This window comes from Amycolatopsis sp. GM8, assembly GCF_021653975.1.
Taxonomy (GTDB): Bacteria; Actinomycetota; Actinomycetes; order Mycobacteriales; family Pseudonocardiaceae; genus Amycolatopsis_E.
This window is the reverse complement of the sequence record NZ_JAJKFK010000006.1, coordinates 416,524-438,393: the sequence shown is the minus strand read 5'-3', so window position 1 is coordinate 438,393 and position 21,870 is coordinate 416,524. Positions and strand designations below refer to the sequence as shown.

At 68.8% G+C, this 21,870-nt stretch carries 16 protein-coding genes; 10 read left to right on the top strand and 6 right to left on the bottom strand.

Annotated features, from left to right (window positions below):
• The first annotated feature begins 52 nt into the window (after positions 1-52).
• Positions 53-2,371 (top strand): CaiB/BaiF CoA-transferase family protein, encoded by a 2,319-nt coding sequence (locus tag LOZ83_RS28385; protein ID WP_236794764.1) that lies wholly within the window; start codon positions 53-55, stop codon positions 2,369-2,371.
• Positions 2,372-2,380: 9 nt separating this feature from the next.
• Here LOZ83_RS28385 and LOZ83_RS28380 read toward each other — a convergent pair whose 3' ends face one another.
• Positions 2,381-3,079: a GntR family transcriptional regulator gene (locus tag LOZ83_RS28380; RefSeq protein WP_236794763.1), complete on the bottom strand. Its 699-nt coding sequence runs from the start codon at positions 3,077-3,079 to the stop codon at positions 2,381-2,383.
• A 184-nt stretch (positions 3,080-3,263) separates the two neighbouring features.
• On the opposite strand from LOZ83_RS28380, the gene LOZ83_RS28375 reads away from it, so the two are divergent.
• The 6 genes from LOZ83_RS28375 to LOZ83_RS28350 are packed head-to-tail and all read left to right on the top strand — an operon-like array spanning position 3,264 to position 9,061.
• Positions 3,264-4,040 (top strand): hypothetical protein, encoded by a 777-nt coding sequence (locus tag LOZ83_RS28375; protein WP_236794762.1) that lies wholly within the window; start codon positions 3,264-3,266, stop codon positions 4,038-4,040.
• On the top strand, positions 4,037-5,365 hold the full coding sequence (locus tag LOZ83_RS28370; protein WP_236794761.1) for a hypothetical protein: 1,329 nt from the start codon (positions 4,037-4,039) through the stop codon (positions 5,363-5,365). The genes LOZ83_RS28375 and LOZ83_RS28370 overlap by 4 nt, the downstream gene beginning before the upstream one ends.
• Complete coding sequence (locus tag LOZ83_RS28365; RefSeq protein WP_236794760.1) at positions 5,362-6,312, top strand: SMP-30/gluconolactonase/LRE family protein; 951 nt, start codon at positions 5,362-5,364, stop codon at positions 6,310-6,312. Before LOZ83_RS28370 ends, LOZ83_RS28365 begins: the two co-directional genes overlap by 4 nt.
• A complete protein-coding gene (locus LOZ83_RS28360; protein WP_236794759.1) occupies positions 6,309-7,235 on the top strand; it encodes an LLM class F420-dependent oxidoreductase in 927 nt (308 codons plus the stop codon). The genes LOZ83_RS28365 and LOZ83_RS28360 overlap by 4 nt, the downstream gene beginning before the upstream one ends.
• 5 nt (positions 7,236-7,240) lie before the next feature.
• Positions 7,241-8,239: an NADPH:quinone reductase gene (locus tag LOZ83_RS28355; protein ID WP_236794758.1), complete on the top strand. Its 999-nt coding sequence runs from the start codon at positions 7,241-7,243 to the stop codon at positions 8,237-8,239.
• 24 nt (positions 8,240-8,263) lie between these two features.
• Entirely contained in the window at positions 8,264-9,061 is a 798-nt protein-coding gene (locus LOZ83_RS28350; RefSeq protein ID WP_236794757.1) for an SDR family NAD(P)-dependent oxidoreductase, read from the top strand.
• 115 nt (positions 9,062-9,176) lie between these two features.
• On the opposite strand, the gene LOZ83_RS28345 is transcribed toward LOZ83_RS28350, so the two are convergent.
• From LOZ83_RS28345 to LOZ83_RS28330, 4 genes are all read right to left on the bottom strand, one after another.
• The gene (locus tag LOZ83_RS28345) at positions 9,177-10,559 is read right to left on the bottom strand and encodes an NAD-dependent succinate-semialdehyde dehydrogenase (RefSeq protein ID WP_236794756.1); all 1,383 of its coding nucleotides are present in this window, start codon (positions 10,557-10,559) and stop codon (positions 9,177-9,179) included.
• 16 nt (positions 10,560-10,575) lie between these two features.
• Positions 10,576-12,783, bottom strand: a complete 2,208-nt coding sequence (locus LOZ83_RS28340) for an acyl-CoA dehydrogenase family protein (RefSeq protein WP_236794755.1) — start codon at positions 12,781-12,783, stop codon at positions 10,576-10,578.
• Between the two features lie 36 nt (positions 12,784-12,819).
• Positions 12,820-13,995: an LLM class flavin-dependent oxidoreductase gene (locus tag LOZ83_RS28335; RefSeq protein WP_236794754.1), complete on the bottom strand. Its 1,176-nt coding sequence runs from the start codon at positions 13,993-13,995 to the stop codon at positions 12,820-12,822.
• Positions 13,996-14,521: 526 nt separating this feature from the next.
• Positions 14,522-15,331 carry a 3-keto-5-aminohexanoate cleavage protein gene (locus LOZ83_RS28330; protein WP_236794753.1) on the bottom strand — a complete coding sequence of 270 codons (810 nt, stop codon included), beginning with the start codon at positions 15,329-15,331 and terminating at the stop codon, positions 14,522-14,524.
• A 188-nt stretch (positions 15,332-15,519) separates the two neighbouring features.
• Between LOZ83_RS28330 and LOZ83_RS28325 the strand changes: the two genes are divergently transcribed.
• The 3 genes from LOZ83_RS28325 to LOZ83_RS28315 are packed head-to-tail and all read left to right on the top strand — an operon-like array spanning position 15,520 to position 20,527.
• Positions 15,520-17,166 (top strand): hydantoinase B/oxoprolinase family protein, encoded by a 1,647-nt coding sequence (locus LOZ83_RS28325; protein WP_236794752.1) that lies wholly within the window; start codon positions 15,520-15,522, stop codon positions 17,164-17,166.
• On the top strand, positions 17,163-19,202 hold the full coding sequence (locus tag LOZ83_RS28320) for a hydantoinase/oxoprolinase family protein (RefSeq protein WP_236794751.1): 2,040 nt from the start codon (positions 17,163-17,165) through the stop codon (positions 19,200-19,202). Before LOZ83_RS28325 ends, LOZ83_RS28320 begins: the two co-directional genes overlap by 4 nt.
• A 23-nt stretch (positions 19,203-19,225) precedes the next feature.
• Positions 19,226-20,527 (top strand): aspartate aminotransferase family protein, encoded by a 1,302-nt coding sequence (locus LOZ83_RS28315; protein WP_236794750.1) that lies wholly within the window; start codon positions 19,226-19,228, stop codon positions 20,525-20,527.
• Between the two features lie 53 nt (positions 20,528-20,580).
• Here LOZ83_RS28315 and LOZ83_RS28310 read toward each other — a convergent pair whose 3' ends face one another.
• Positions 20,581-21,807, bottom strand: a complete 1,227-nt coding sequence (locus tag LOZ83_RS28310; RefSeq protein ID WP_236794749.1) for an amidohydrolase family protein — start codon at positions 21,805-21,807, stop codon at positions 20,581-20,583.
• Positions 21,808-21,870: the final 63 nt, after the last annotated feature.

The window sequence follows — 21,870 nt, the reverse complement described above, 5'->3', positions numbered from 1 at the left end:
TCGCTGTTAGCGTCGCCTCACACGAGCGGCAACCGAGGGAGGGGTACGACCCATGAGCGACCCGGCCGGCAACCCGCGACAGTCCCGGCCACTCGACGGTATCCGCGTCCTCGACCTGACTTCCGGCATCGCCGGCCCGATCGCGGCGATGCACCTGGCCGACTTCGGCGCGGACGTCCTCAAGATCGAGCCTCCCGCGGGCGACCCGGACCGGAGCAGGCCCGGCTTCGCCATGTGGAACCGCAACAAGCGCAGCGTGGTGATCGACCCGGCCGACGCAGAGGATCGCGCCCGTCTCGAAGAGTTCATCGGGTGCGCGGATGTTCTCGTGACCTCCGGGACGGAAGGGCCGTTCGCCCGGATCAGGGCGCCCGAGCGGGCGCGCGCCGGCAACCCGGGTTTGGTCCACCTGCATCTTCCGGCCTTTCTCCGCGATCATCGCTGGGCCGGGGACGGCGAATCGGCGGGACTCGTCTGGGCACTGTCCGGAATGTGCTTCCGGCAAAGCTCATTCGACGGCACTCCGGTGGACAACGCGTTTCCCTGGGTGCTTTATCTTCAGGGCGCGTGGGCCGCCGCGGCGGCGACAGCGGCCCTCATCGAGCGGCACACGTCCGGCGAGGGCCAGCTCGTCACGGCGGGCGGGCTGCACGCGACGATGGTGGCCTATGCCTATCTGATCGACCCGTCGGTCCCCGAAGTCCCCGCGAATTACGGGCCGGGCGGACTGAACCCGATGTACACGCGCTATCAATGCGCGGACGGCCGCTGGATCCTCCTCGCCACCCTCACCTCGAAATTCCAGCGGCAGGCGCTCGAAGTCCTTGGCCTCACGGACATCCTGGCCGACGAGCGGGTCGGCGACGATCTGGAAACCTTCCGGCTCCCGGTCAACCGGACCTGGATCCGCCGGCGCCTCGCCAATCGGTTCGCGACCCGCACGAGCGCGGAATGGCTTGACGCACTGGGAAAAGCCGATGTTCCGGTCGGCCCGCTGCTCGAACGCGACGACTGGTTCGACTCCCCGTTGCTGGGCCCGATCGGCGCGCGCCTCGAGATCGACGATCCCGAACGAGGGCGAGTCGTGATGCCGGCGAGCCCGGTGAACCTGACCGGGACCCCGGCCGACATTCGCCGCCCCGCGCCGAGATTGGGCGAGCACACCGAGTCCGTCGAGCATTGGGCCCCGCGTCCGGAGCCTGCCCGGCGCCTCGACGCCGTTTCGGGCTCAGGCCCGCTCGCCGGTGTCCGCGTGCTGGATCTCGGCACGGTCCTCGCCGGCCCGTTCACCGGCACCCTGCTCGCCGACCTCGGCGCCGATGTGATCAAGGTGGAGATTCCCGCGGGCGACGACTTCCGCCACCGCGGCATGCCCTATATCCGTGGTCAGCGCTGTATCGCCATCGATCTGAAGTCGCCGGATGGTCACGCGGCCTTCCTGCGGCTCGCCGAGACGGCGGATGTCGTGGTCGACAACTATCGCGCCGGGGTGCTCGCCCGGTTGAAGATCGACTACGAGCATTTGCGCGAGGTCAATCCCGACATCATTTCCCTGTCGATCACCGGCTACGGCGAGGGTCACGCGTTTTCCGCGCAGCCCGCGTTCGATCCACTGCTGCAGGCATTGAGCGGAATGATGACCGCGCAGGGCGGCGACAGCGAGCCGGTGATGGGGATCGTCGGGATCAACGACGTCGAATCGGCCGCGCTGTCCGTGCTCGGGTCGCTGCTCGCTCTCTTCCACCGCCTCCGGGGCGGACGCGGGCAGCGCGTGTGGCTGAGCCTCGCCGGGACGTCGACCTATTCCCAGTGCGAGGAAATCATCCGGATGGAAGGCAGGACTCCGGCCGGTGTCGGTGGTCGCGACTTCCGTGGCCCCGGCCCGGCCGATTGTTTCTACGAGACGAAGGACGGCTGGATCCGCATCCAGACAAGAGAGGACGCGCTCATCGGCGCGGGAATCCTCGACGGGAATCACGCGAGCAATGACGACCTCGGAATTCGACTGACGGCGAGCTTCCTTGCCCTCACCCGCGACGAGGCCATCAGCAAGCTCGACGCGGCCGGGATACCCGCTGTGCCGGCGAGGCGCCAGCGGGAACTGATCGAGGACCCGGAGTACAAGGCGCTGAACGTTTTCGATCCGATGGACACAGCGGATGGCAAGCACATCTTCGTGCCCGGACGCTACACACGTTTTTCGCGCTCACAGCACGATCGTGTCCTCACGCCACCCGGAGTCGGCGAACACAGCACGGACGTCCTCCGCGAAGCGGGCTTCAGCGAGGAGGAGATCACGGCGCTCCTCGACGCCAACGTCGTGCGCCAAGGCATCCCTATGCGGTACCGCACCCTCACCGCATACCGCTAGGACCGCCGGTCAGCCGTCGTTCTCGGGAGCGAGTTCCTGCGCGCTCGGCGTCGCGAGCCAGTCGATGATCGCGAATTTCGTGTTGTGCATGTGGTCCAGCGACGCCTTGGCCGCCTCCTCCGGGTCACCGGCGAGCACGGCGTCCCGGATCCGCTGGTGCTCGCCCTGCAAGATGGAGCGTTTCCGCACCGGCAGGGACAGCCTGCGATAGCGGGTCGACTGGTCCATGAGAATCGTGGTGAAGCGCAACAGGATCGCCGAGTCGCATTCGGCCACGAGGGTGCGGTGAAAGCGATCGTGCGCGACCTCGTACGCGGAATGCGTGTCGTCGGTGGGCTTCCTGGACTCACTGGCCGCCGCGCGGGTCATTTCCTCGAAAGCGCGCCGGACCGACTCCACACCGGCGTCACTGCGCTTCTCGGTCGCCTTTCGGACCGCGAGTGGTTCGAGTTGCTCGCGAAGCTCGTACACCTCGGCGAGTTCACTCATCGAAAGGTCGGCGACGCGAACCCCGCGCTGCGGGAGGTAGGTGACCCAGCCCTCTCCGGCCAGCCGGGCGAAGGCCTCGCGCAGCGGCGTCTCGCTCACCTGGAAACGCTGCGCGAGCGCCTGCGCCGCCAAGCGCTCACCAGGGGTGTACACCCGGGCGATGATCGCGCGACGCAGCTCGTCGGCGACCCGGTCGGCACGCGATTCAGGTTGGGACACGAGGCGATTATGGCATGAAGACGTGCCGCGGCGAGGACACCGGCGTGCCGTGGAGCGGACCGGCCGGGCACGATAAAATCTACAGATTCTCTTGATCCGGTCGCCTTGCACCGTTTAGACTCGGCCCGTCGGGCGCCGGCGATCAGCCCGTATTCCGGTGTCCTCGAGTGTGAAGGCGGGCATGATGAGAACAGTCCGAACCGTCGTGGACGGTCGCGGGACGATACGTCTGGAGGCCTTACCCCTCCCGTTCGCGGGTCCGGCCGCCACGGACGAGGACGCACGCCGCGCCGGCGAACTTTCGAAGGCGGCGATCGAGGTTCTCCCGTTCGCCCGCCCGGCCGACCTACCGCGTCCCGCCGCCGATTCCCGCTTCCTCATCTTCGTCGTCGCAGGCGGGCTCGACCTCGAAGCATCGGACACACGAGCCCGGCTCCACCCCGGAGACGTGCTCCTCACCGGAACCGGCCCGGACGCGCTCTGCTGCATCAGCACACCGCCCGGGACACGCCTCCTCGGGATACGTGTGAGCGATTCATGGGCCCCCGGCGGCACCGTCCCACCCGCCACCGAGCCCACCGGCGGGCCGCGAGAACCCCTGCTGGAGGAGATGTTCGTCCGGGACGGCATCGCTCACTTCCGCCGGTTCGACCGCCTGTTCGCCGACGCGCCCGCGACGCAGGCGCTCAACGGCCTGTCCTTCCTCGTGTTCTCGCCAGGTCACGCCGGTACCTGGCACACCGACACGAACATCAACCTCGTGTGCGTGACCTCAGGCGCGCTGGAACTGGAGGTCGGCGGTGACTCCGCCGTCCGCCGCTTCGGTCCCGGAGACGTCTGCCTCGTCCAGGACCAGCACGGACAGGGGCACATCCTGCGCGCCCACCGGGAAACCCGGATCCTCGCGGCCAGGCTCCCCGGCCTGCACCGGTGGAACACGACCCGGCAGGGCGAGCAATGAGCGAACCCCTGACCCCGGATCTGCTCACCGAGGCGCACCAGGCCAGCTGGGACGAGCGGGGCGCCCGGATCGGTGCGCGCTACGAGGTCTCGCCGTGCCCGTACTCGGCGGCCGAGCTCGAATCGTTGCGCGACAACGGATTCCGCGTCGGCTACCTGCCCGCGGAACTCGCCACACAACGTGCGCGGCACCACCTGGCGGAGATCTTTCCCGGCATGCACAGCTACGCGCTGGGCGCGGACAACGTCGTGACCAATGTCGACGATCCCTACGGCTGGTTCGACTACGAAGCCGGCCTGGACTGCCCGTACTGCGACACCACCGAAGCCGAGCTGATGGCACGGATCGCCGCCGAGGGCCGGGTGTTGCTCACCCTCAATCAGTACATCGTCGCCAGCCAGGACAGCCGCGTCCGCACCGGCCACGTGCTCGACGAGCGCGGCTACTGGATCCGGTCCCACTCGCGCGTGGACGGGCGGATCGCCTCCGCCCGGTTCGACGGGTCCGCCGAGGCGCCCGGCGGCCCCGCCTACCGCGATCCGGTCGAAGGCAGCCTCCTGGTCGGCTACGACCTCGGCGCGGACGACCACGGACCGACCCACGGCGCCCGGACGACGGCGGCGCGAGGCCGGCGCGTGCTGAGCGATCCGCCGCCGCCACGCACCGCCCTCGGTCCGACGCCGGAGCACGCCGGCCTGCCCGATGGTCTGGACCTCGATCGTGAGTGGCAGCGCCTGACCGCGCTGTACGTGACGTTCGGGTACCACACCGAACTCGGGTTGTCCGCCGAGGAGTATCTCCGTTCGCTGCCGCGCCTTCTCCCCCAGCCCGCCGCCTACCGCGGCCGGTTCGACATCCCGCTCGTCATCGAGACCCGCATCCCGTGGGCGCGCCAGGCCGCGCTTGCCGGGGTCCGATTCGTCGCGCGTACCTCGGATTACGCCCCGGTCGACGACCGGAGCCGGATGCCCGAAATTCTTTACTCCGCCTGGTACACGGTGTGGGGCCGGCGGTTTCCCGAGCCGGTCTCCCCGGCGGACGCCCGGGCCGGACTGGGCGACGGTGAGATCGGCGGGAACGTCGTCGAGCTGGTCGCGATGGCCGCCGCACACCCGGAGATCAGCCGTGGCGGCCGCTTCTTCGACGCGATCGGCTACCAGCTTCCGTACCTGGAAGCGAAAGAGGACCTGACCTACGTCCAGGAGCTGCGGACCCCGTGCACCTACTACTGGCGGGGCGCGCCCGAGATCGGGGCGAACATCCATCCACGCGCCTTCTCCCTGTTCCGGCCACTGGCCCGGGGCGGGAAAGTGGGCACGGCGTGACGCGACTGGTCTTGGATGGACTCTGTTTCGCCGAAGGTCCACGCTGGCACGAAGGGAGGCTGTGGGTCTCGGATGTCTTCGGCCAGCGGGTGCTGGCCGTCACCGAGGACGGCGCGGCCGAGGAGATCGTGCGTTTCCCGGGAACGGAACTGCCGGTGGGGCTCGGTTTCCTGCCCGATGGCCGGCTCCTGATCTCGAACCTGGACTACCCCAATGTGCTCCGGCTCGACGCGCCCGGGCAGGTGGTGGTCCACGCCGACCTGTCCCGCTTCGCGCGCGGCGTCGTCAACGACATGGTCGTGGACCCGCGGGGGCGGGCGTATGTGGGCGCCGTCGGGCTGCGCGATCGCACGGCGTCGGCGGTACCCGGTACCGGCGCCGTCATCCTGGTCGAGCCGGACGGATCCGCGCGCATGGTGGCCGACGACATGGTCGCCCCGAACGGCCCGTGCCTCACGCCCGACGGGTGCTACGTCGTCGCCGAACTCCCGGCACGCAGACTCACCAAGTTCGACCGGGGACCGGACGGGTCGCTGCACAACCGCCGGGTCTTCGCCGAGCTGAGCCCGTTCACGGCGGACGGAATTTCCGCGGACGCCGAGGGTGCGGTGTGGACATCGTCTACAGGCGACGGGGTTTTCCGGCGCATTGAGGACGGCGGCGCGGTCACCGACGTCATCAAGATTCCCGGGCGGCGCGCCGTGGCCTGCTGCCTCGGCGGTGCCGACGGGCGGACACTGTTCCTGCTCAGCAACGGCACCAGCGAGATCGCCCAGCAGTGGGCACGGCGCAAATTCCACGACGACGGGTCGCGCCCGGCGCCGGGCCCACCGGTACGGGACCTGGCGCGGCTGATGGCGGGCAATTCGAGAATCGACAAGGTCCGCGTGCGGGTTCCCGGCTGCCACGCGGACACATCAACAACGGGATCAGGTGGCGAGGTATGAAGATTGGCGTCCTGTTCTACGTCACGGGATACACGATCGACCCGGTGACCATCGCGAAAGCTGTGGAGGACAGCGGCTTCGACTCGTTCTGGGTCCCCGAGCACGCCATCCTCCCCACCGATTTCCGGACGCCCTACCGGATGACCGGTGGCGCCGTCCCGGACGTCTACGGCCAGATGGCGGACCCTTTCGTGCTGCTGAGCTACATCGGCGCGGCGACGAGCCGGATCAAGCTGGGCCTCGGCGTCTGCATCGTGCCCGAGCACCATCCGCTCCTGCTGGCCAAATCCGTGAGCACGCTGGACAACTTCTCGCACGGTCGGGTCATCTTCGGCGTCGGCACCGGATGGGCACGAGAGGAGATCGAGCTCTTCGGCACCGACTTCGACACCCGGTTCCGGTACACGCGGGAAGCCGTCGAGGCGATGAAAAGCCTTTGGCGGGACGGAGTCGCGAGCTACGAGGGTGAGCTGGTGAGCTTTCCCAGCGTGCGATGTGACCCGCGGCCCGTGCAGCAGCCACATCCGCCGGTCGTCCTCGGTGGCAGGCCCGGCGAAGCCCTCGCCCGCCGGGTCGCCAAGTGGGGCGACGGCTGGATCGCGTCCAACATCTCCGCCGCGGAGGTCGGGACGACCCGGGACCAGATCGCCGTGGAGTGCGAGAAGATCGGGCGGGATCCCTCGGAAATCGAGATCTCGGCCATCGTCCGGGGCGCCACGCCGCGCATTCAGGACGCGTACGAAGCCGCGGGCGCGTCGCGGCTGGTGGTCGCCCTCTACAACCACTCGGGTACGCCGATCCATATCGACGATTCCGCCGAGGACTACCTTCGCGTGGCCGCGGCGAGCCATGCCGCGCCGCCTCCCACAGCCGACGAGACGCTGCGAGTCCTCGACGAGGTCCGCGCATTGGCGAAGATCTGAGGCGCATGCGAGCGATCGTCTATACGCGCGACGGTGTCCTCACCGAGGTCGATCTCCCGGCGCCCGAGCCGCGGGCGGGCGAAGTCCGGGTGCGAGTCGGTGTCTCCGGCGTCAATCCCGCGGACTGGAAGAACCGGCAGAGGTACTCGGGAACCGCAGCCGTCGTGCCGCATCAGGACGGTGGCGGGGTGATCGACGCGGTGGGAGAAGGCGTTGATCCCGGCCGGATCGGGCAGCGCGTCTGGTTGTGGGAGACCGCGCGCCAGCGATGCGGTGGCACCGCCCAGGAATTCGTGGCGGTGCCGGAAGCGAACGCCGTCGAAATCCCGGACGGCGTCTCCTTGGCCGCCGGTGCCTGCCTCGGCGTCCCGGCGATCACCGCACACCGCTGCCTGACCTGCGCGGAAAACGGACCGGCGCTGTTGAGTCCCGGCGCGCTCGCGGGCCGGACGATCCTGGTCGCGGGCGGGGCGGGAGCCGTCGGCCACGCGGCGATCCAACTGGGCCGCTGGAGTGGTGCGACCGTGATCACGACGGTCAGCACGCCCGACAAGGCGGCGCTGGCGTCGGCGGCCGGCGCACACACTGTCGTCAACTACACGACGGAAGACGCCGGCAACCTGATCCGGGACGTCGCGCCGCACGGTGTCGACATCATCGTCGAGGTCGCGCCGCACGCCAATGCCGCGCTCGACCAGGAGGTGCTCGCCCCGGGCGGGACGGTCGCCGTGTACTCGGGCCGGGTGTCGGGGCCCGTCCCGGTGGAGATCGGGCCCGCGATGGCGGCCAACGCGCGATGGCAGTTCGTGTCGGTCTTCACCATCAACGACAAGGCGAAATCGTCGGCCGTCGAAGCGGTGACCGCCGCGGTGGCCGGCGGAATACTCCCGGTCGGCGTTGAGGCCGGCCTTCCCCTGCACCACTTTCCTTTGCACCGCACCAACGACGCGCACGAAGCCGTCGAGCAGGGCGCTATCGGCAAGGTCCTCGTAGACGTGGCGTGAACGACCATACGGAAGGATCAAACGTTGGGGACGTTCGACGGAAAGGTCGCCATCGTCAGCGGGGCGACGAAGAGCATGGGCGCGGAACTCGTCCGGCGCCTCACCGCGGACGGTGCGGCGGTCGTCGGGCTGGGCCGCAGTGAGTCCGGTGAGTCCATCGCCCGCGAGGCCCGCCGCAACGGGGGCCGCGCGATGTTCGTGCCGACCGACCTGACCTCGGAGGAGGCCGTGCGCCGTGCCGTCGAGGCGACCATCGCGGAGTACGGCCGGCTCGACATCATCGTGAACAACGCGGCGGCGAGCGACATCCTGCGGGGCACCGGGGAGCGCCCAGTGGCCGAGGAACCCGCCGAAGTGTTCGACCGGATCATGAAGGTCAATGTCTACGGGCCGTTCTACCTTGCCAAGTACGGCATCCCGCACCTCGTCGCGGCGGGCGGCGGTGCGATCGTCAGCGTGTCGAGCATCAGCGCGCACCGGGTCTACCGGTCCTCGCCCGCCTATGCCACGTCCAAAGCGGCGCTGGAAGGCCTCAGCCGCCAGATCGCGATGGACTACGCGGAGTCCGGGGTGCGGTCGAACGTCATCGTCCTCGGGTCGATCTTCAGCGAGGAGACGGCGGCGACCTTCAACGACCCGGTGAAGAACGCAGCACGGCGGAACAACCGGATGATCGCCGACCCCGCGACCGTGACCGATGTCGCCGACCTGGTCGCCTTCCTCGCGTCGCCCGCGAGCCGGTACATGACGGCGGCCCTGGTGCCGTTGGACGGCGGGGCGCTCGCCACCTACCCAGGCGCGGTCGCGAGCGCCGCCCGCTAGAAAATGTTTTGAAGGTCGCTTGCGTGGCGGTGCGGGTAGCGGTATGAGCTGACGGCCCACCGCAAGCGGCTCCGCCCCTTTCAAATCACCTTCACGCGGCGCGGCGCTCCCGGAACTAGCGTGGTTTCGGGCTGTAGATCAGCTTCTTGTTGACGAACTCGTCGATCCCCAGCGCGCCGAGTTCGCGGCCGATGCCGGAACGTTTGGTCCCGCCGAACGGGAGGTCCGCGGCCGACCCTTGTGGACTGTTGATCCACACCATCCCGGTGTCGAGCCGGTCCGCGACCTCCTCGGCCTCCGCCTCGTCGCCGAAGACGACGCCGCCGAGCCCGAACGGCGAGCTGTTCGCCAGCTCGACCGCGGCATCCACGTCGCCGGCCCGGTAGACCACCGCGACCGGCCCGAACAGTTCCTCGGTATAGGCACGCATCTCCGGTGTGACGCCGGTGAGCACGGTCGCCTCGACGAACGAACCCGGCCGGTCCACCCGGTCACCGCCGGTGCGGACCTTCGCGCCCTTGGCGACGGCATCCCGCACCTGGTCCAGCAGGCTCTCCGCAGCCGCTTCCGACGCGAGCGGACCGAATCCGGCGGCCGGATCGGTGGGGTCGCCTGGCCGAAGCGAACTCATCGAGGTGGTGAACCGGTCGACGAACGGCTCGTACTGATCACCGACGACGATAATCCGCTTCGCCGCATTGCACGCCTGCCCGGCGTTACCCATCCGTGCCGCGACCGCGGCTTTGACGGTGGCATCCAGATCCACCCCGTCGAGCACGATGAAGGGATCCGACCCGCCGAGTTCGAGCACGCATTTCTTCAGGTTCCGGCCCGCGATCTCCGCGATCGCGGCGCCCGCCCGCTCGCTGCCGGTCACCGACACACCCGCGACGCGCGGGTCGGCGATCATCGCGGCAACCTGGTCGTTGGTGGCGAAAACGGTGCCGTACAAGCCTTCGGGCGCGCGGGCGTCGCGGAGAATGTCCGCCATCGCCAACGCGGACTCCGGGCATTGGGGCGCGTGCTTGATGATCACCGGGTTGCCGGCCATCAGGTTCGGCGCGACGAAACGAGCGACCTGATAATACGGGTAGTTCCACGGCATGATCCCCAAAAGTGCGCCTATCGGCTCCTTGCGCACCACTGCGGATCCGCCCATCCGAGGGCTCAGGTGGGTGTCCGCCAGCAAGTCGGCGGCATTCTCGGCGTAATAACGAAAGATCGAGGCGACAAGCTTGATCTCGCCCCGCGCCTCCCGGGTGGGCTTGCCCATCTCCCGGGTGATGATCTCGGCGAGCGCGTCGATCCGCTCCCGATACGATTCGGCGACCCGTCCCAGCAACGCCGAGCGATCGGCCAGCTTTCCCTTGCGCCAACGCAGAAATGCGGCCTGGGCATTGGCCAGCACGTCCTCGATCTCGGCGTCGGTGGCCGTCGGATACTCACGCACCAGCTCGTTCGTCGCGGGATTCAGGACCCGATATCGAATTTCGCTCACGAAGCACGCTCTCTCGTCATATCGATCCCGTGGTGATCAACGGGTAGAGCCGATCGACCGGGGTCGCGGTCATGATCTCGCCGGCCCGCCGTGCCCAGTGCTCCCCGGTCCCCCATTCCTGCCGCCAGGACCACAATCGGCGCGTGAAATGGTGCAGCGGGTACTCCCGGGTCATCCCCATCGCGGCGTGAATCTGGTGCGCGTGCGCGGCGACCACCGATGCCGCGCGGGCGGCGGTCGTCTTGGCCGCGGCGACCTCGAAGGCCGCGGCCGTCCCCACCTCCCCGAGCCGTCTCGCGGCAGCGACCGCGGCGAGCGACGTCAGTTCCGCCTCCGCTGCCAGTTGCACCAGCCGCTGTGACACGGCCTGGAACCGGATGAGTTCACGACCGAACTGCTCGCGCTGGTTCACATAGGCGACAGTGAGGTCGCAGACCGCCTCCAGCGCACCCGCGATCAGCAGCGCTCTGGAGAGGCCGCCGCGCAGTTCGAGCTCCGCCAGCACATCCGGATCGACCAGCACTATCTGGTCACCAGACAGCGCGACTTGCTCGAACACCAGCGTTTCCCTGGGCTCGCCCGCGACGTTGCCGCCGGGGCGGATCGTGGCGGTCCGCGGATCCAGCACGACCACGGCGGGACCGTCCGATGTGGACACCGTTCCGATCACCAGCTCCGCACGGGCGGCCCACGGCACCCGTTCGAGTCGCCCGGTCACCGTGTTTCCCGGGCCGATCCCCAGATCGTCGGTCGAACTCGTCGGCGCGAGGGTCACCGGCCCCGCCGGAACCCGCAGCCCCGCCTTGTCGAGCAGCCAGCCGCCCAGCATCGTGGTCTCCGCCAACGGAAGCCCGACCGCGTGCCGGCCCGCGAGGCGGACGAGCGAAGCGGCGTCCGCGAGCTCGCCCCCCGAACCGCCGGCGGATTCGGAGACCCCCACCCATTGGAACCCGGCGGCGGAAACCGCATCCCAGGCCTCGGGCGCCCAGCCGGATTGTTCGGCCTGCTCCCGATTCTCCGGGCCGCTGAGTTCGCTGAAAAGGCGTTCGACCGTTTCCTCGAACGAGCCGTGGCCAGGCGCCACCCGGCCGCTGCCCGAGCGCAAACCGCGGGCCGCGACGGAGCGGAGCACTTCGGTGGTCCCGCCCGTGATCGTCCAGGACGGTCCCATCACCAGGGCGCGCGCCAAGAGGGCGTCGAACACGTCGCCGGAAGCAGGATCCGGGTCCTGCTCGACGATCACCTGGAGTTCCGCGACGGTTTCCTGCTGGAAGGTGGTGCCGAGGTCCTTCAGGATCGACACACTCAACGGGCTCACTTGCTCCTGCTCGATTCCGCGAGCGACCGCGAGGGCCAGCTGCCGCAGCGCCCAGAACCGGGAGCCGATTCCGCCGATCCGCGATTCGTTCCCGGCGAGGTTCTTGCGGCTCTGCGAGAGGTAGGCCTCGAACAACGGCCACACCGCAAGGAACCGCTCGGGTCCGGCCCGCTCGTGGGAGAGCTCGGAATTCATCAGGTCCCAGCCCGAACCCGGTTCGCCGAGCACGAGATCGTCCGGCACGAACACGTCGTCGAGGAAGACCTCGTTGATGCGGTGCCCGCCGTCCGGGAAGTAGATCGGCCGGATCGTGACCCCCGGCGCGTGGAGGTCCGCGATCAGCAGGGACAGGCCCTGATGCCGGTCCCCGTCCAACTCGGCGGTCCGGCACAGCACCGCGATCCAGTCGTTGGTGTGCGCGCCGCTGGTCCACATCTTGGTGCCCGACAACTGCCAGCCACCGTCCACTTTGGTCGCCCGGCATCGGACGGCCGCGAGGTCGGAGCCCGCCTCGGACTCCGAAAAACCCAGCGCCATATAGCATTCGCCCGCGGCGATCACCGGCAGGAAACGCCGGCGCTGGTCCTCGGTGCCGAACGCCAGCAGCATCGGCGCGGTCTGGCGGTCGGCCACCCAATGCGCGAGCAGCGGGGCTCCTGCCGCCAGCAACTCCTCGATGACGACGAACCGGTCGAGATTGCCCCGTCCCTGTCCGCCGTACTCCGGCGGGATCGCCATCCCGACCCAGCCCTTGGCCGCCAGCTTCCGGCTGAACTCCGGGGCGAAGTCCATGTACCCGGGACCGCCGACGAGCCCGGTTCCGTACCGCTGCGGCCGCGGGAGTTCCTCGGCGAGAAACGCCCGGACCTCGGCGCGCAGGGTCCTCTCGTCCTCTTGTGCTGTCATGGTTTCGCTTGAATCCTTTGTGGAGTGATGAAGGAATCAGGCGGGGGTGACGCCCGAACCGATCGCCTGCGGATTGGTACCGGACAACCCGACCTCCGGGTTGTAGGCGGCGTTCGCCGCGTGCAGCCGCGGCAGGACCTGATCGGCGAAGAGCCGCATGGACCGTTCCGCGTCGGCCACCGGCATCGAGGTCATCCGGAAACTCAGCACGAACTCCTCGGCGCTGGTCAGGCGCTGAATCTCGAGTAGACGGTCGAAAACCTGATCCGGCGTGCCCCATGCCTGCGGCTTTGCCGCGCTCTCCAGGGCTTCTTCCTCGGTCCGCACGTGCTCGCGCAACTTGGCGTACTGCTCGTAGCCCTTGGTGTTGCGGAAGCGCTCGATATCGGCGAACTCGTAGTGCACGCGGCTGCTGCGCTGGCCTTCGAGGGTGTACCGGCGCATGATCTCCCACGCCTCCTGCTCGTCCTCGAAGCACGCGACCCGCACGATGACCGTGGGCTGGCTGGGTTTCCAGCCGTGCTCGGCGCGGATCGCGTTGAAGTTACGCACATCGGCGCCGTACTCGACGAAACTCTTCTGACCGGTCATCAACATGCCCAGACCGCCGTGTGCCGCGGGCGGCAAGGACTCCGGACTGGTCCAGGCCACTCGCATGCGCTCCAGGATCCGCTCCGGGTTGCGGTACATCGGGCGCACGGTGGTCTTGGGGACCTTGAAGATCTCGCCGTCGAACGAGAACCATTCGTCCTGTAAGGACCGCTTGATCACCTCCAGGCCCTCGTTGTACCGGATCCGGGACTCCCCCATCGGGATCCCGAAGGCGTCGAACTCACGGATCGCGGCTCCCCGGCCGAATCCCAGCGTCAGCCGGCGGTCCTTGAGGATGTTGTCGATCATGCTGATCTGGTGCGCGACGTGAATGGGCTCGTGCCAGGGCAGCACCGTGACCATGGTGCCCAGATCCAGTGTCGAACTCCGCCCGGCGAAATAGGTCAGATGATTGAGGGCGCCGCCGGTCATGGCATAGGGGGAGGTGTAATGATCGATCGCCCAGTACGAGTCGAAACCGAGCGGTTCGACGAGGTCGGCGAGATACAGGTCCTCATCGTAGATCTGGGCGTCCGTAATCTCCGGCGGCCCCGGTTTCTGCGCGAGATAACGATCCCAGTCCATGTAGTTCTGGAAATTGAAATAGCAGCCAACCTTCACGGCGTTCCTCTTCCAGGTAGGCGCACGACAATCAGGATTTCGGCGCACGGCGGATCGCTGCCTCGCGGTACGTGCGACGCGCGGGCAGACCGATCACGACCTGACGGATTACGGGCGCAGGTCAACGAGTACGACGACGGATCGCGTCGCCGCAAGAAAAAGTGCCGCCTGCACAACGGAGCTTAACCGCCGTGCCGCGGCACACGCAAGAGAATCTATAGTTTTTTCGGGACAGACGTCTGCGACCTGGGCGCAGCAGGCAAACACGCCGACGCAGCAAGCCAACACGCCGCCGCAGCAGGCAAACACGCCCGGCAGGCCGGGGCTTGCGGGCGTGTTGGCCCGTTGCGCGGGCGTGTTGGCCCGTTGCGCGGGCGTGTTGGCCCGTTGCGCGGGCGTGTTGGCCCGTTGCGCGGGCGTGTTGGCGCGCGGCGCCGGTGTGTTGGCGCGGCACGCGGGCGTGTTGGCGCCTCGTGCGCGCGTGTTGGCCCGTTGCGCGGGCGCGTTGGCGCGCCGCGCGGGCGGGTCAGTTCAGCTGCAGCTGTGCGCGGGCTTGCGCGACGTCGGCCACCATGAGGTCCAGGTCCAGTGCCAGCGTGCGGGCACGGCTGACGAGCGGGACGTTGCCGTCGGCCAGTTCGCCCTTGCGCAGGTACAGGGTGTCCTCCAGACCCGCGCGGCAGTTGCCACCGAGGGCGAGTCCCATCGCGGTGAGCTCCAGGTTCGCCTTGCCGATGGCGATCACCTGCCAGATCGCGCCCTGGGGCAGCCGGTTGACCATCATCAGCAGGTTGTCGGCCGTCGCCGCCATCCCGCCGCGCACACCCAGCACGATGCTGAACTGCAGCGGGTCCGCCAGCAGTCCTTCGGCCTGAAGCCGCAGGCACGCTTCGAGGTGGCCGGTGTCGTAGATCTCCAGTTCCGGCTTGACCCCGAGCTCGCGCATGCGCGCCGCGAGCCGCCGCACCCCGTCGGGCGGGTTGCGGAACTCCCCGGCCCCGAACGACATCGTGCACGGGTTGAGGGTCGCCATGGCCGGCCGCAGCTCGACCAGTTTCTCCCGCTCCTCGAAGGGGACGGTGAGGCCGACGCCGGTGGACAGCTGGACCAGGATCGGGCACCGCTCCCCGATGAGCTCCACCGTCCGGCGGGCGATGTCGAGGTCCGCGGTCGGCAGGTCGTCGCGGTCGCGCAGGTGAATGTGCGCGACCGACGCGCCGGCCTCGTACGCGGCCGCCACCTGGTCCGCGATTTCGGCGGGCTGGGTCGGCAGTGCCGGGTTGTCGGCCTTCGAGGCGATGGGGCCGGTCGGAGCCACCGTGATGATCACGCTCATCGTCACGCCTTCCGGTGAGAGTCGGGTCGCTGTGACACATCCGCGTCGCGGCGATGCTTGGGAGTTCGACGATATATGAGGTACCGTATCTTGCCAAGCGCCCGTCATCGTCAATGACCGGGCTCCGCGGCCTCATCAGAGGCCGGCCGAGGCGCCCCCCACGGTCCGAGCCGAGCAGGAAGTTCAACGTGGTCGATCCAGTCACGGTCTCTGTCGTCACCCACCGCCTCGAGGCGATCGTCCAGGAAATGGGCGAGGCGATGCTGCGGACCGCCTATTCACAGATCCTCAACTCCAGCCGCGATTTCTCGACGGCGATCACCGACGGCGAAGCGCGGCTGATCGCCCAGGCCGAGCACGTGCCGATCCATGTGGGCTCCATCTCGTGGGCGGTCACGGCGGTCGCGGAGTTCTTCGAGGGGCAGGTACGTCCCGGCGACGTCTACCTGCTCAACGACCCCTACCACGGCGGCAACCACCTGCCGGACCTCACCGTGTTCGTCCCGGTGTTCTCCGGTGACCGGCTGCTCTTCTGGTCGATCAACCGGTCGCATCAGAGCGATATCGGTGGTTCCACCCACGGCGCCTACAACCCGGGCGCCACCGAGATCTGGCAGGAGGGCCTGCGGATCACGCCGCTCAAGCTGTACGACGCCGGGCAGGTGCGCGAGGACGTCATGCGGATGATCGCCACCAACGTCCGGCACGCCGACGACTTCCTCGGCGACCTGCGGGCGATGATCGGGTCGTCGCGGGTCGGTGAGCGGCGCGTGCACCAGCTGCTCGACGAGTACGGCGCGGAAACCGTGCTCGACTCGATCGACGCGATTCTCGACAGCGCCGAGCGGGAAACCCGCGCCTGCATCGCCGGCTGGCAGGACGGTACATACCACGGCGAGGCCGTTCTGGACGACGACGGCCACGGCACCGAGGACGTGTACATCCGGGCCGAGGTCACCATTCACGGCGATTCGATGACCGTCGACCTCAGCGATTCGCACCCGCAGGTCACCGGCTTCATCAACTCCTCGTACCCGAACATGATGTCGGCGGTGTACATGGCGCTGGCCTTCCTGATCGAGCCACGCACGCCGAAGAACTCGGGCACGTTCCGCGCCGTCGAGGTCATCGCGAAACCCGGCACGGTCGTCTGGGCCGAGCCGCCCGCGCCGGTCACGCTGGCGACCAACCACTGTGCGCAGGAGATCGCCGAGTCCGTCATCAAGGCGCTCGCCACGGCCTGTCCCGACCGGGTCATCGCGGGCTGGGGCCGCCGGTTCCGGATCGCCATCAAGGGCACCGATCCGCGCAACGGGCGGTCGTTCATCTGGCACCTGTTCCACGCGCGCCCGGGCGGCGGGGCCTCCCCCGCCGGCGACGGCTGGGAGACCGCGGGTGAGGGACAGGCGATGGGATCGTCGAAGTTCGGTTCGGTCGAGGTCGCCGAGGCACGGTTCCCGCTGTTCTTCGAACACCATGAGTTCCGGCCCGACTCGTTCGGCGACGGTCGTTATCGCGGCGGTGCCGGCTCGGTCCTGCGGCTGCGCATGGAAACGACCGCGCCCGCGGTCGCGAACACCGCCGGCGACGGGATCCGGCACCCCTCGTTCGGCACGCTCGGCGGCCAGGACGGGAAACCACATCGGTACCGGCTGCTCTCGGGCGACACCGAGCGGGTGCTGAAGACCAAAGAGGTGGACATCCCGGTCGGTCCCGGCGACGTGTTCCTCATCGAATCCGCCGGCGGCGGCGGGTACGGACCACCGGCCGACCGTGATCCGCAGACCCGCGCGGCCGACCGTGCGAACGGCTTCGTGACCGGACAGGAGGGATGACCGTGTATCGCATCGGCATCGACATCGGCGGTACCTTCACCGACCTCGCCGCGGTCGACGAGACGGGACGGGTGATCATCGCCAAGTCCTCCTCCACCCCGGCCGACCCGTCGGAAGGCCTGCTGCACGGGCTGACCGCGCTCGCCGCCGAACTCGGCGTGGAGCGGGCCGAACTGCTGGCACAGACCGAACGCATCGTGCACGGCACCACGGTCGCCACCAACGCGTTGCTGGAAGGCAAAGGCGCCAGCGTCGCGCTGCTGACCACCGACGGGCACCGCGATGTCATCGAGATGCGCGAGGGCATGAAGGACGACCGGTACAACGTGCGGATGGCGCCACCCACGCCGCTCGTGCCGCGCTCCCGGCGCATCGCGGTGCGGGAACGCATGCGCTACGACGGAACGGTCGCCACTCCCCTGACCGCCGAGTCGATCACCGAAGCGGTGGAGGCGGCCGCGGCGCTCGGCGTCGAGGCCATCGCGGTCTGCTACCTGCACTCCTATCGCAATGCCGCGCACGAAGCCGAAACGGGCCGGGCGCTCGCCGCGGCACTGCCCGACACCTATGTCTCGCTGTCGTCGGACGTCCTGCCCCAGATCAAGGAATACGAACGGGTCTGGACCACGGTCGTGAACGCCTATGTCGGGCCCGTGCTCTCGTCGTACCTGTCCCGGTTGAGCGGGAAACTGCTCGACGCCGGCTACCAGGGCGAAGTGATGATCATGCACTCACACGGCGGCGTCGCGACCATCGCCGACTCCAGCCGGCTCGCGGCCGGCGCGGTGCTTTCCGGCCCGGCGGGCGGGATCGCCGCGGCCACCCACGCCGCGAAACTCCTCGGCGAGCCCGACCTGATCACCTTCGACATGGGCGGCACCAGCACCGACATCGCCCTGCTGCAAGGCGGCGCCGCGCAGCTCACCGGCGAGAAACAGGTCGGCATCGCGAAGGTGTCCCTGCCCACGCTCGACATCCACACCCTCGGCGCCGGCGGCGGTTCGCTGGCCCGGGTCGCGGGCAGCATCCTGCACGTCGGGCCGGAAAGCGCCGGGGCGACCCCGGGCCCGGCCTGCTACGGGCGCGGCGGCACCCAGGCCACGGTCACCGACGCGAACGTCGTCCTCGGCTTCCTCGACGCGAGCAACTTCCTCGGCGGGCGGATGGCGCTCGACACCGCCGCCGCGGAGGCCGCCGTGGCCGCGATCGGCGACCAGCTCGGCACCAGCACGATCGAGGCGGCGGAAGGCATCTCGAAGGTCGTGAACACCACGATGGCCGAGGGCATTCGCATCGTCTCGGTCCGCCGCGGGCTCGACCCGCGCCGCTTCACCCTCGTGTCCTTCGGCGGCGCGGCGGGCCTGCACGTCACCGAAGTCGCGCGGCTGCTCGAAATCAAGCGTGTGGTCGTGCCCAACGTCGCCTCGGTGCTGTCGGCGTGGGGCATGCTCGCCACCGACCTGCGCTACGAGCTGGTGCGCTCACACGTCGGCGAAGCGTCGTCGACCACGGCCGACGGATTGCGCGAGCTGCTCGGGCGGATGGCCGAGGAGGGGCTCGCGCGGCTGACCGGGTTTACCGGCGAAATCGAGGTGCGGCACGCGCTCGACATGCGTTACGGCGAGCAGATCTACGAGATCACCGTGGCCGTGGACGACGTCGACCTCGCCGCGCCCGATCTGATGGAGCAGATGGTCGCGCGTTTCCACCGCCGCCACGACGAGCTGTACGCGTACCACGCGCCCGGCCAGGAAGTGGTGATCGTCAACGCCCGCACCACGGTCGTGGGCAAGCTCCCCGAACTGCGCGCCGAGCCGCTGGCCGGCCGCGGTGGCGAGAGCGCGGCCGTCTCGTCGCGCCGGGTGTACCTCGGCGAGTGGCGGGAGGTTCCGGTGCACCGGCTCGACGCGCTCGCGCCCGGGACCCAGATCGAGGGCGCCGCGATCTTCGACTCGCCGACGACGTCGGTGCTCATCCGCGACAACGAACGAGCCACGGTCACCGCACACGGGTGGCTCGACATCGAGCTCGACTGAGCGTCCGCAAAGGAGAAACCGGCATGCTCGACACCCGTGACGACGCGCTCGCGGCGGCGCTGGAAGACAGCCAGCAGCGCTACACGACCCGAAACCCCATCAGCGAAACGCGTTTCCACGAAGCGGCCGAGACGCTGCCCGGCGGCAACACCCGCACTTCGCTGTACTACAGCCCGTTCCCGGTCGCGTTCGCGTCGGGACAGGGGAAGCACCTGACGGACCTCGACGGGCACGTCTACACCGATTTCCTCGGCGAGTACTCGGCCGGGCTGTACGGCCACTCCCACCCGGTGATCATGGCCGCGGCCCGGGAGGCACTCGATCACGGCATCGCGCTCGGCGGCCCGAACACCTACGACGCCGAACTGGCCGCGCTACTCGTCGAGCGGTTCCCGTCGCTCAAGCTGGTGCGCTTCACCAATTCCGGCACCGAGGCCAACCTGATGGCCATCGCCACGGCGCGGGTCGTCACGGGGCGGCCGGCGATCATGGTGTTCGAGAACGGGTATCACGGCAGCGTGCTCAGTTTCCGCGGCGCGTCACCGATCAACGCGCCGTATCCGTTCGTGGTCTGTGAGTACAACGACGTGGACGAGGCGCGCCGGCTGTTCGAGGAGCACGGCGACGATATCGCCGCCGTGCTCGTCGAACCCATGCTCGGCGGTGGCGGCGCCATCCCGGCGACCCGGGAGTTCCTGGCGGCACTGCAGGAAGGCGCGGCCGAGTACGGCGCGCTGTTCATCCTCGACGAGGTCATGACGTCCCGGCTCGGGCCCAGCGGGCTGCAGGGCCCGTACGAACTCCGGCCCGATCTGACCACGTTCGGCAAGTACGTGGGCGGTGGGTTCAGCTTCGGCGCGTTCGGCGGCCGCCGTGAGCTCATGGCGCGTTTCGACCCCACGGCGGCCGGCTCGCTCGGGCACCCGGGAACGTTCAACAACAACACTCTCAGCATGGCGGCCGGCGCCGCCGGGTTGCGGGACGTGTTCACCCCGGAGGTCGCGGTCGCCCACAACGCGCGCGGGGACCTGCTGCGCGAACGGCTCAACGCGATGTTCGCCGAGCGGAACGTCACGATGCAGGCCACCGGGATCGGGTCGATCATCGGCCTGCATTTCCAGACCACGCCGATCGCCAGGGCCCGCGACGTGGTGCCCGCCAACGCCAAGCGGGCGCTGCTGCACCTGGAGATGATGGCCCGCGGGTTCTACTTCGCCCGCCGCGGTTACCTCGCCCTGCCACTTCCCTTGGAACAGAAGGACTTGGACGATTTCGTCGGCGCCATGACCGATGTCGTCGAGGAATTCTCGAACGTCCTGCGCTGAAAGAAAAAAGCGGCTCGCCCCCGGTGGAGGCGAGCCGCTTTTCTGTGCCTGCCCTAGGCTTTGGCGCGGTCCAGATCCAGTTCGAACAGGCGGATCGCGTTACCGCGCACGATCCGGTACGTGGTGTCGGCGTCGACACCCTCGAACTGCCCGGCGAGGTGCTCGAGCGTGTGCGGGTACGGCCCGTCCGCGTGCGGGAAGTCGACCTCGAACATCAGGTTGTCCGCCCCGATCTTGGCGGACTGCTCGATGGCGTGCCGGTCGGCGAAGATGCAGCCGAACATGTTGCGGCGAATGTAGGTCGAGGGCAGCTCGGCCATCGGCTCCTCGCCGTGACCCCACGTGTGGTGCAGGTACGCGTGGTCCATCCGCTCGATCGCGTACGGCATCCAGCCGGCCTGGCCCTCCGAATAGGCGAGCTTGAGCCGCGGGAAACGGTCCAGCACACCGGAGAAGATGAAGTCGGCCATCGACGCGTAGGAGTTGGTGAACTGCAGCGTCGGCGCGACGATGTCCGGCGCTTCCGGCGGCATCGGCATCATCTTCGACGACGAGCCGATGTGCATGCAGATGACCGTGCCGGTCTCCTCACACGCCTGGAAGAACGGGTCCCAGTTGCCGTGGTGGATCGAGGGGTAGCCGAGGTGCCCGATGATCTCGCTGAACGCCACCGCGCGAGCGCCGCGCGCCGCGTTGCGCCGGACCTCCGCCGCGGCCAGTTTCGGGTCCCACAACGGCACCACGGGAAGCGGGATGAGCCGGCCGCCCGAGTCGCCACACCATTCGTCGATCATGAAGTTGTTGTAGGCCTCGACGCAGGCCAGCCCGAACTCGCGGTCGTCGGTGGTCTGCTCGCTCAGCGCCTGGCCGCAGAACCGCGGGAAGGTGGGGAACGACAGTGATGCCTCGACGTGCTGGGAGGCCATCACCTCGACCCGCGCCTTCGGGTCGTAGCACGCCGGGTGCATCTCGTCGTAGGTCGCGGGTTCGTTGCCGCGCATGTCGGCGGTGGTCTCGACACCGTCGAGCACCAGGATCGGCCGCCGCAGCACATAGGCCGACTTGCCGAACAGCCACACGTCACCGGGAATGCCGTCCGGGTCCTCGACGAGCCCGGTGAACAGCTTCGACTCGGGGCTGATCTTCTTGCGCTCGACGCGCGGGGCACGGTCGGCGTACTTGGCGGGCAACCAGCGCTGGAACAGCGTGGGCGGCTCGATGATGTGGTCATCCACGCTGATGATCATCGGGAGGCCGGTAGCGGTCTCGGTAGCGGTCATTGTTCGTCCCTTCCTTTCACCACGCCGACTGAAAACGCCGGACTCATATCCGATATCTCATGT

Bases quoted from the DNA above. Each gene is read 5' to 3' on its own strand.
- LOZ83_RS28320 (WP_236794751.1), top strand. From the start codon at position 17,163: ATGACCGTGTATCGCATCGGCATCGACATCGGCGGTACCTTCACCGAC.
- LOZ83_RS28370 (WP_236794761.1), top strand. From the start codon at position 4,037: ATGAGCGAACCCCTGACCCCGGATCTGCTCACCGAGGCGCACCAGGCC.
- LOZ83_RS28340 (WP_236794755.1), bottom strand. From the start codon at position 12,783: ATGACAGCACAAGAGGACGAGAGGACCCTGCGCGCCGAGGTCCGGGCG.
- LOZ83_RS28355 (WP_236794758.1), top strand. From the start codon at position 7,241: ATGCGAGCGATCGTCTATACGCGCGACGGTGTCCTCACCGAGGTCGAT.
- LOZ83_RS28330 (WP_236794753.1), bottom strand. From the start codon at position 15,331: ATGAGCGTGATCATCACGGTGGCTCCGACCGGCCCCATCGCCTCGAAG.
- LOZ83_RS28315 (WP_236794750.1), top strand. From the start codon at position 19,226: ATGCTCGACACCCGTGACGACGCGCTCGCGGCGGCGCTGGAAGACAGC.
- LOZ83_RS28385 (WP_236794764.1), top strand. From the start codon at position 53: ATGAGCGACCCGGCCGGCAACCCGCGACAGTCCCGGCCACTCGACGGT.
- LOZ83_RS28375 (WP_236794762.1), top strand. From the start codon at position 3,264: ATGAGAACAGTCCGAACCGTCGTGGACGGTCGCGGGACGATACGTCTG.
- LOZ83_RS28360 (WP_236794759.1), top strand. From the start codon at position 6,309: ATGAAGATTGGCGTCCTGTTCTACGTCACGGGATACACGATCGACCCG.
- LOZ83_RS28310 (WP_236794749.1), bottom strand. From the start codon at position 21,807: ATGACCGCTACCGAGACCGCTACCGGCCTCCCGATGATCATCAGCGTG.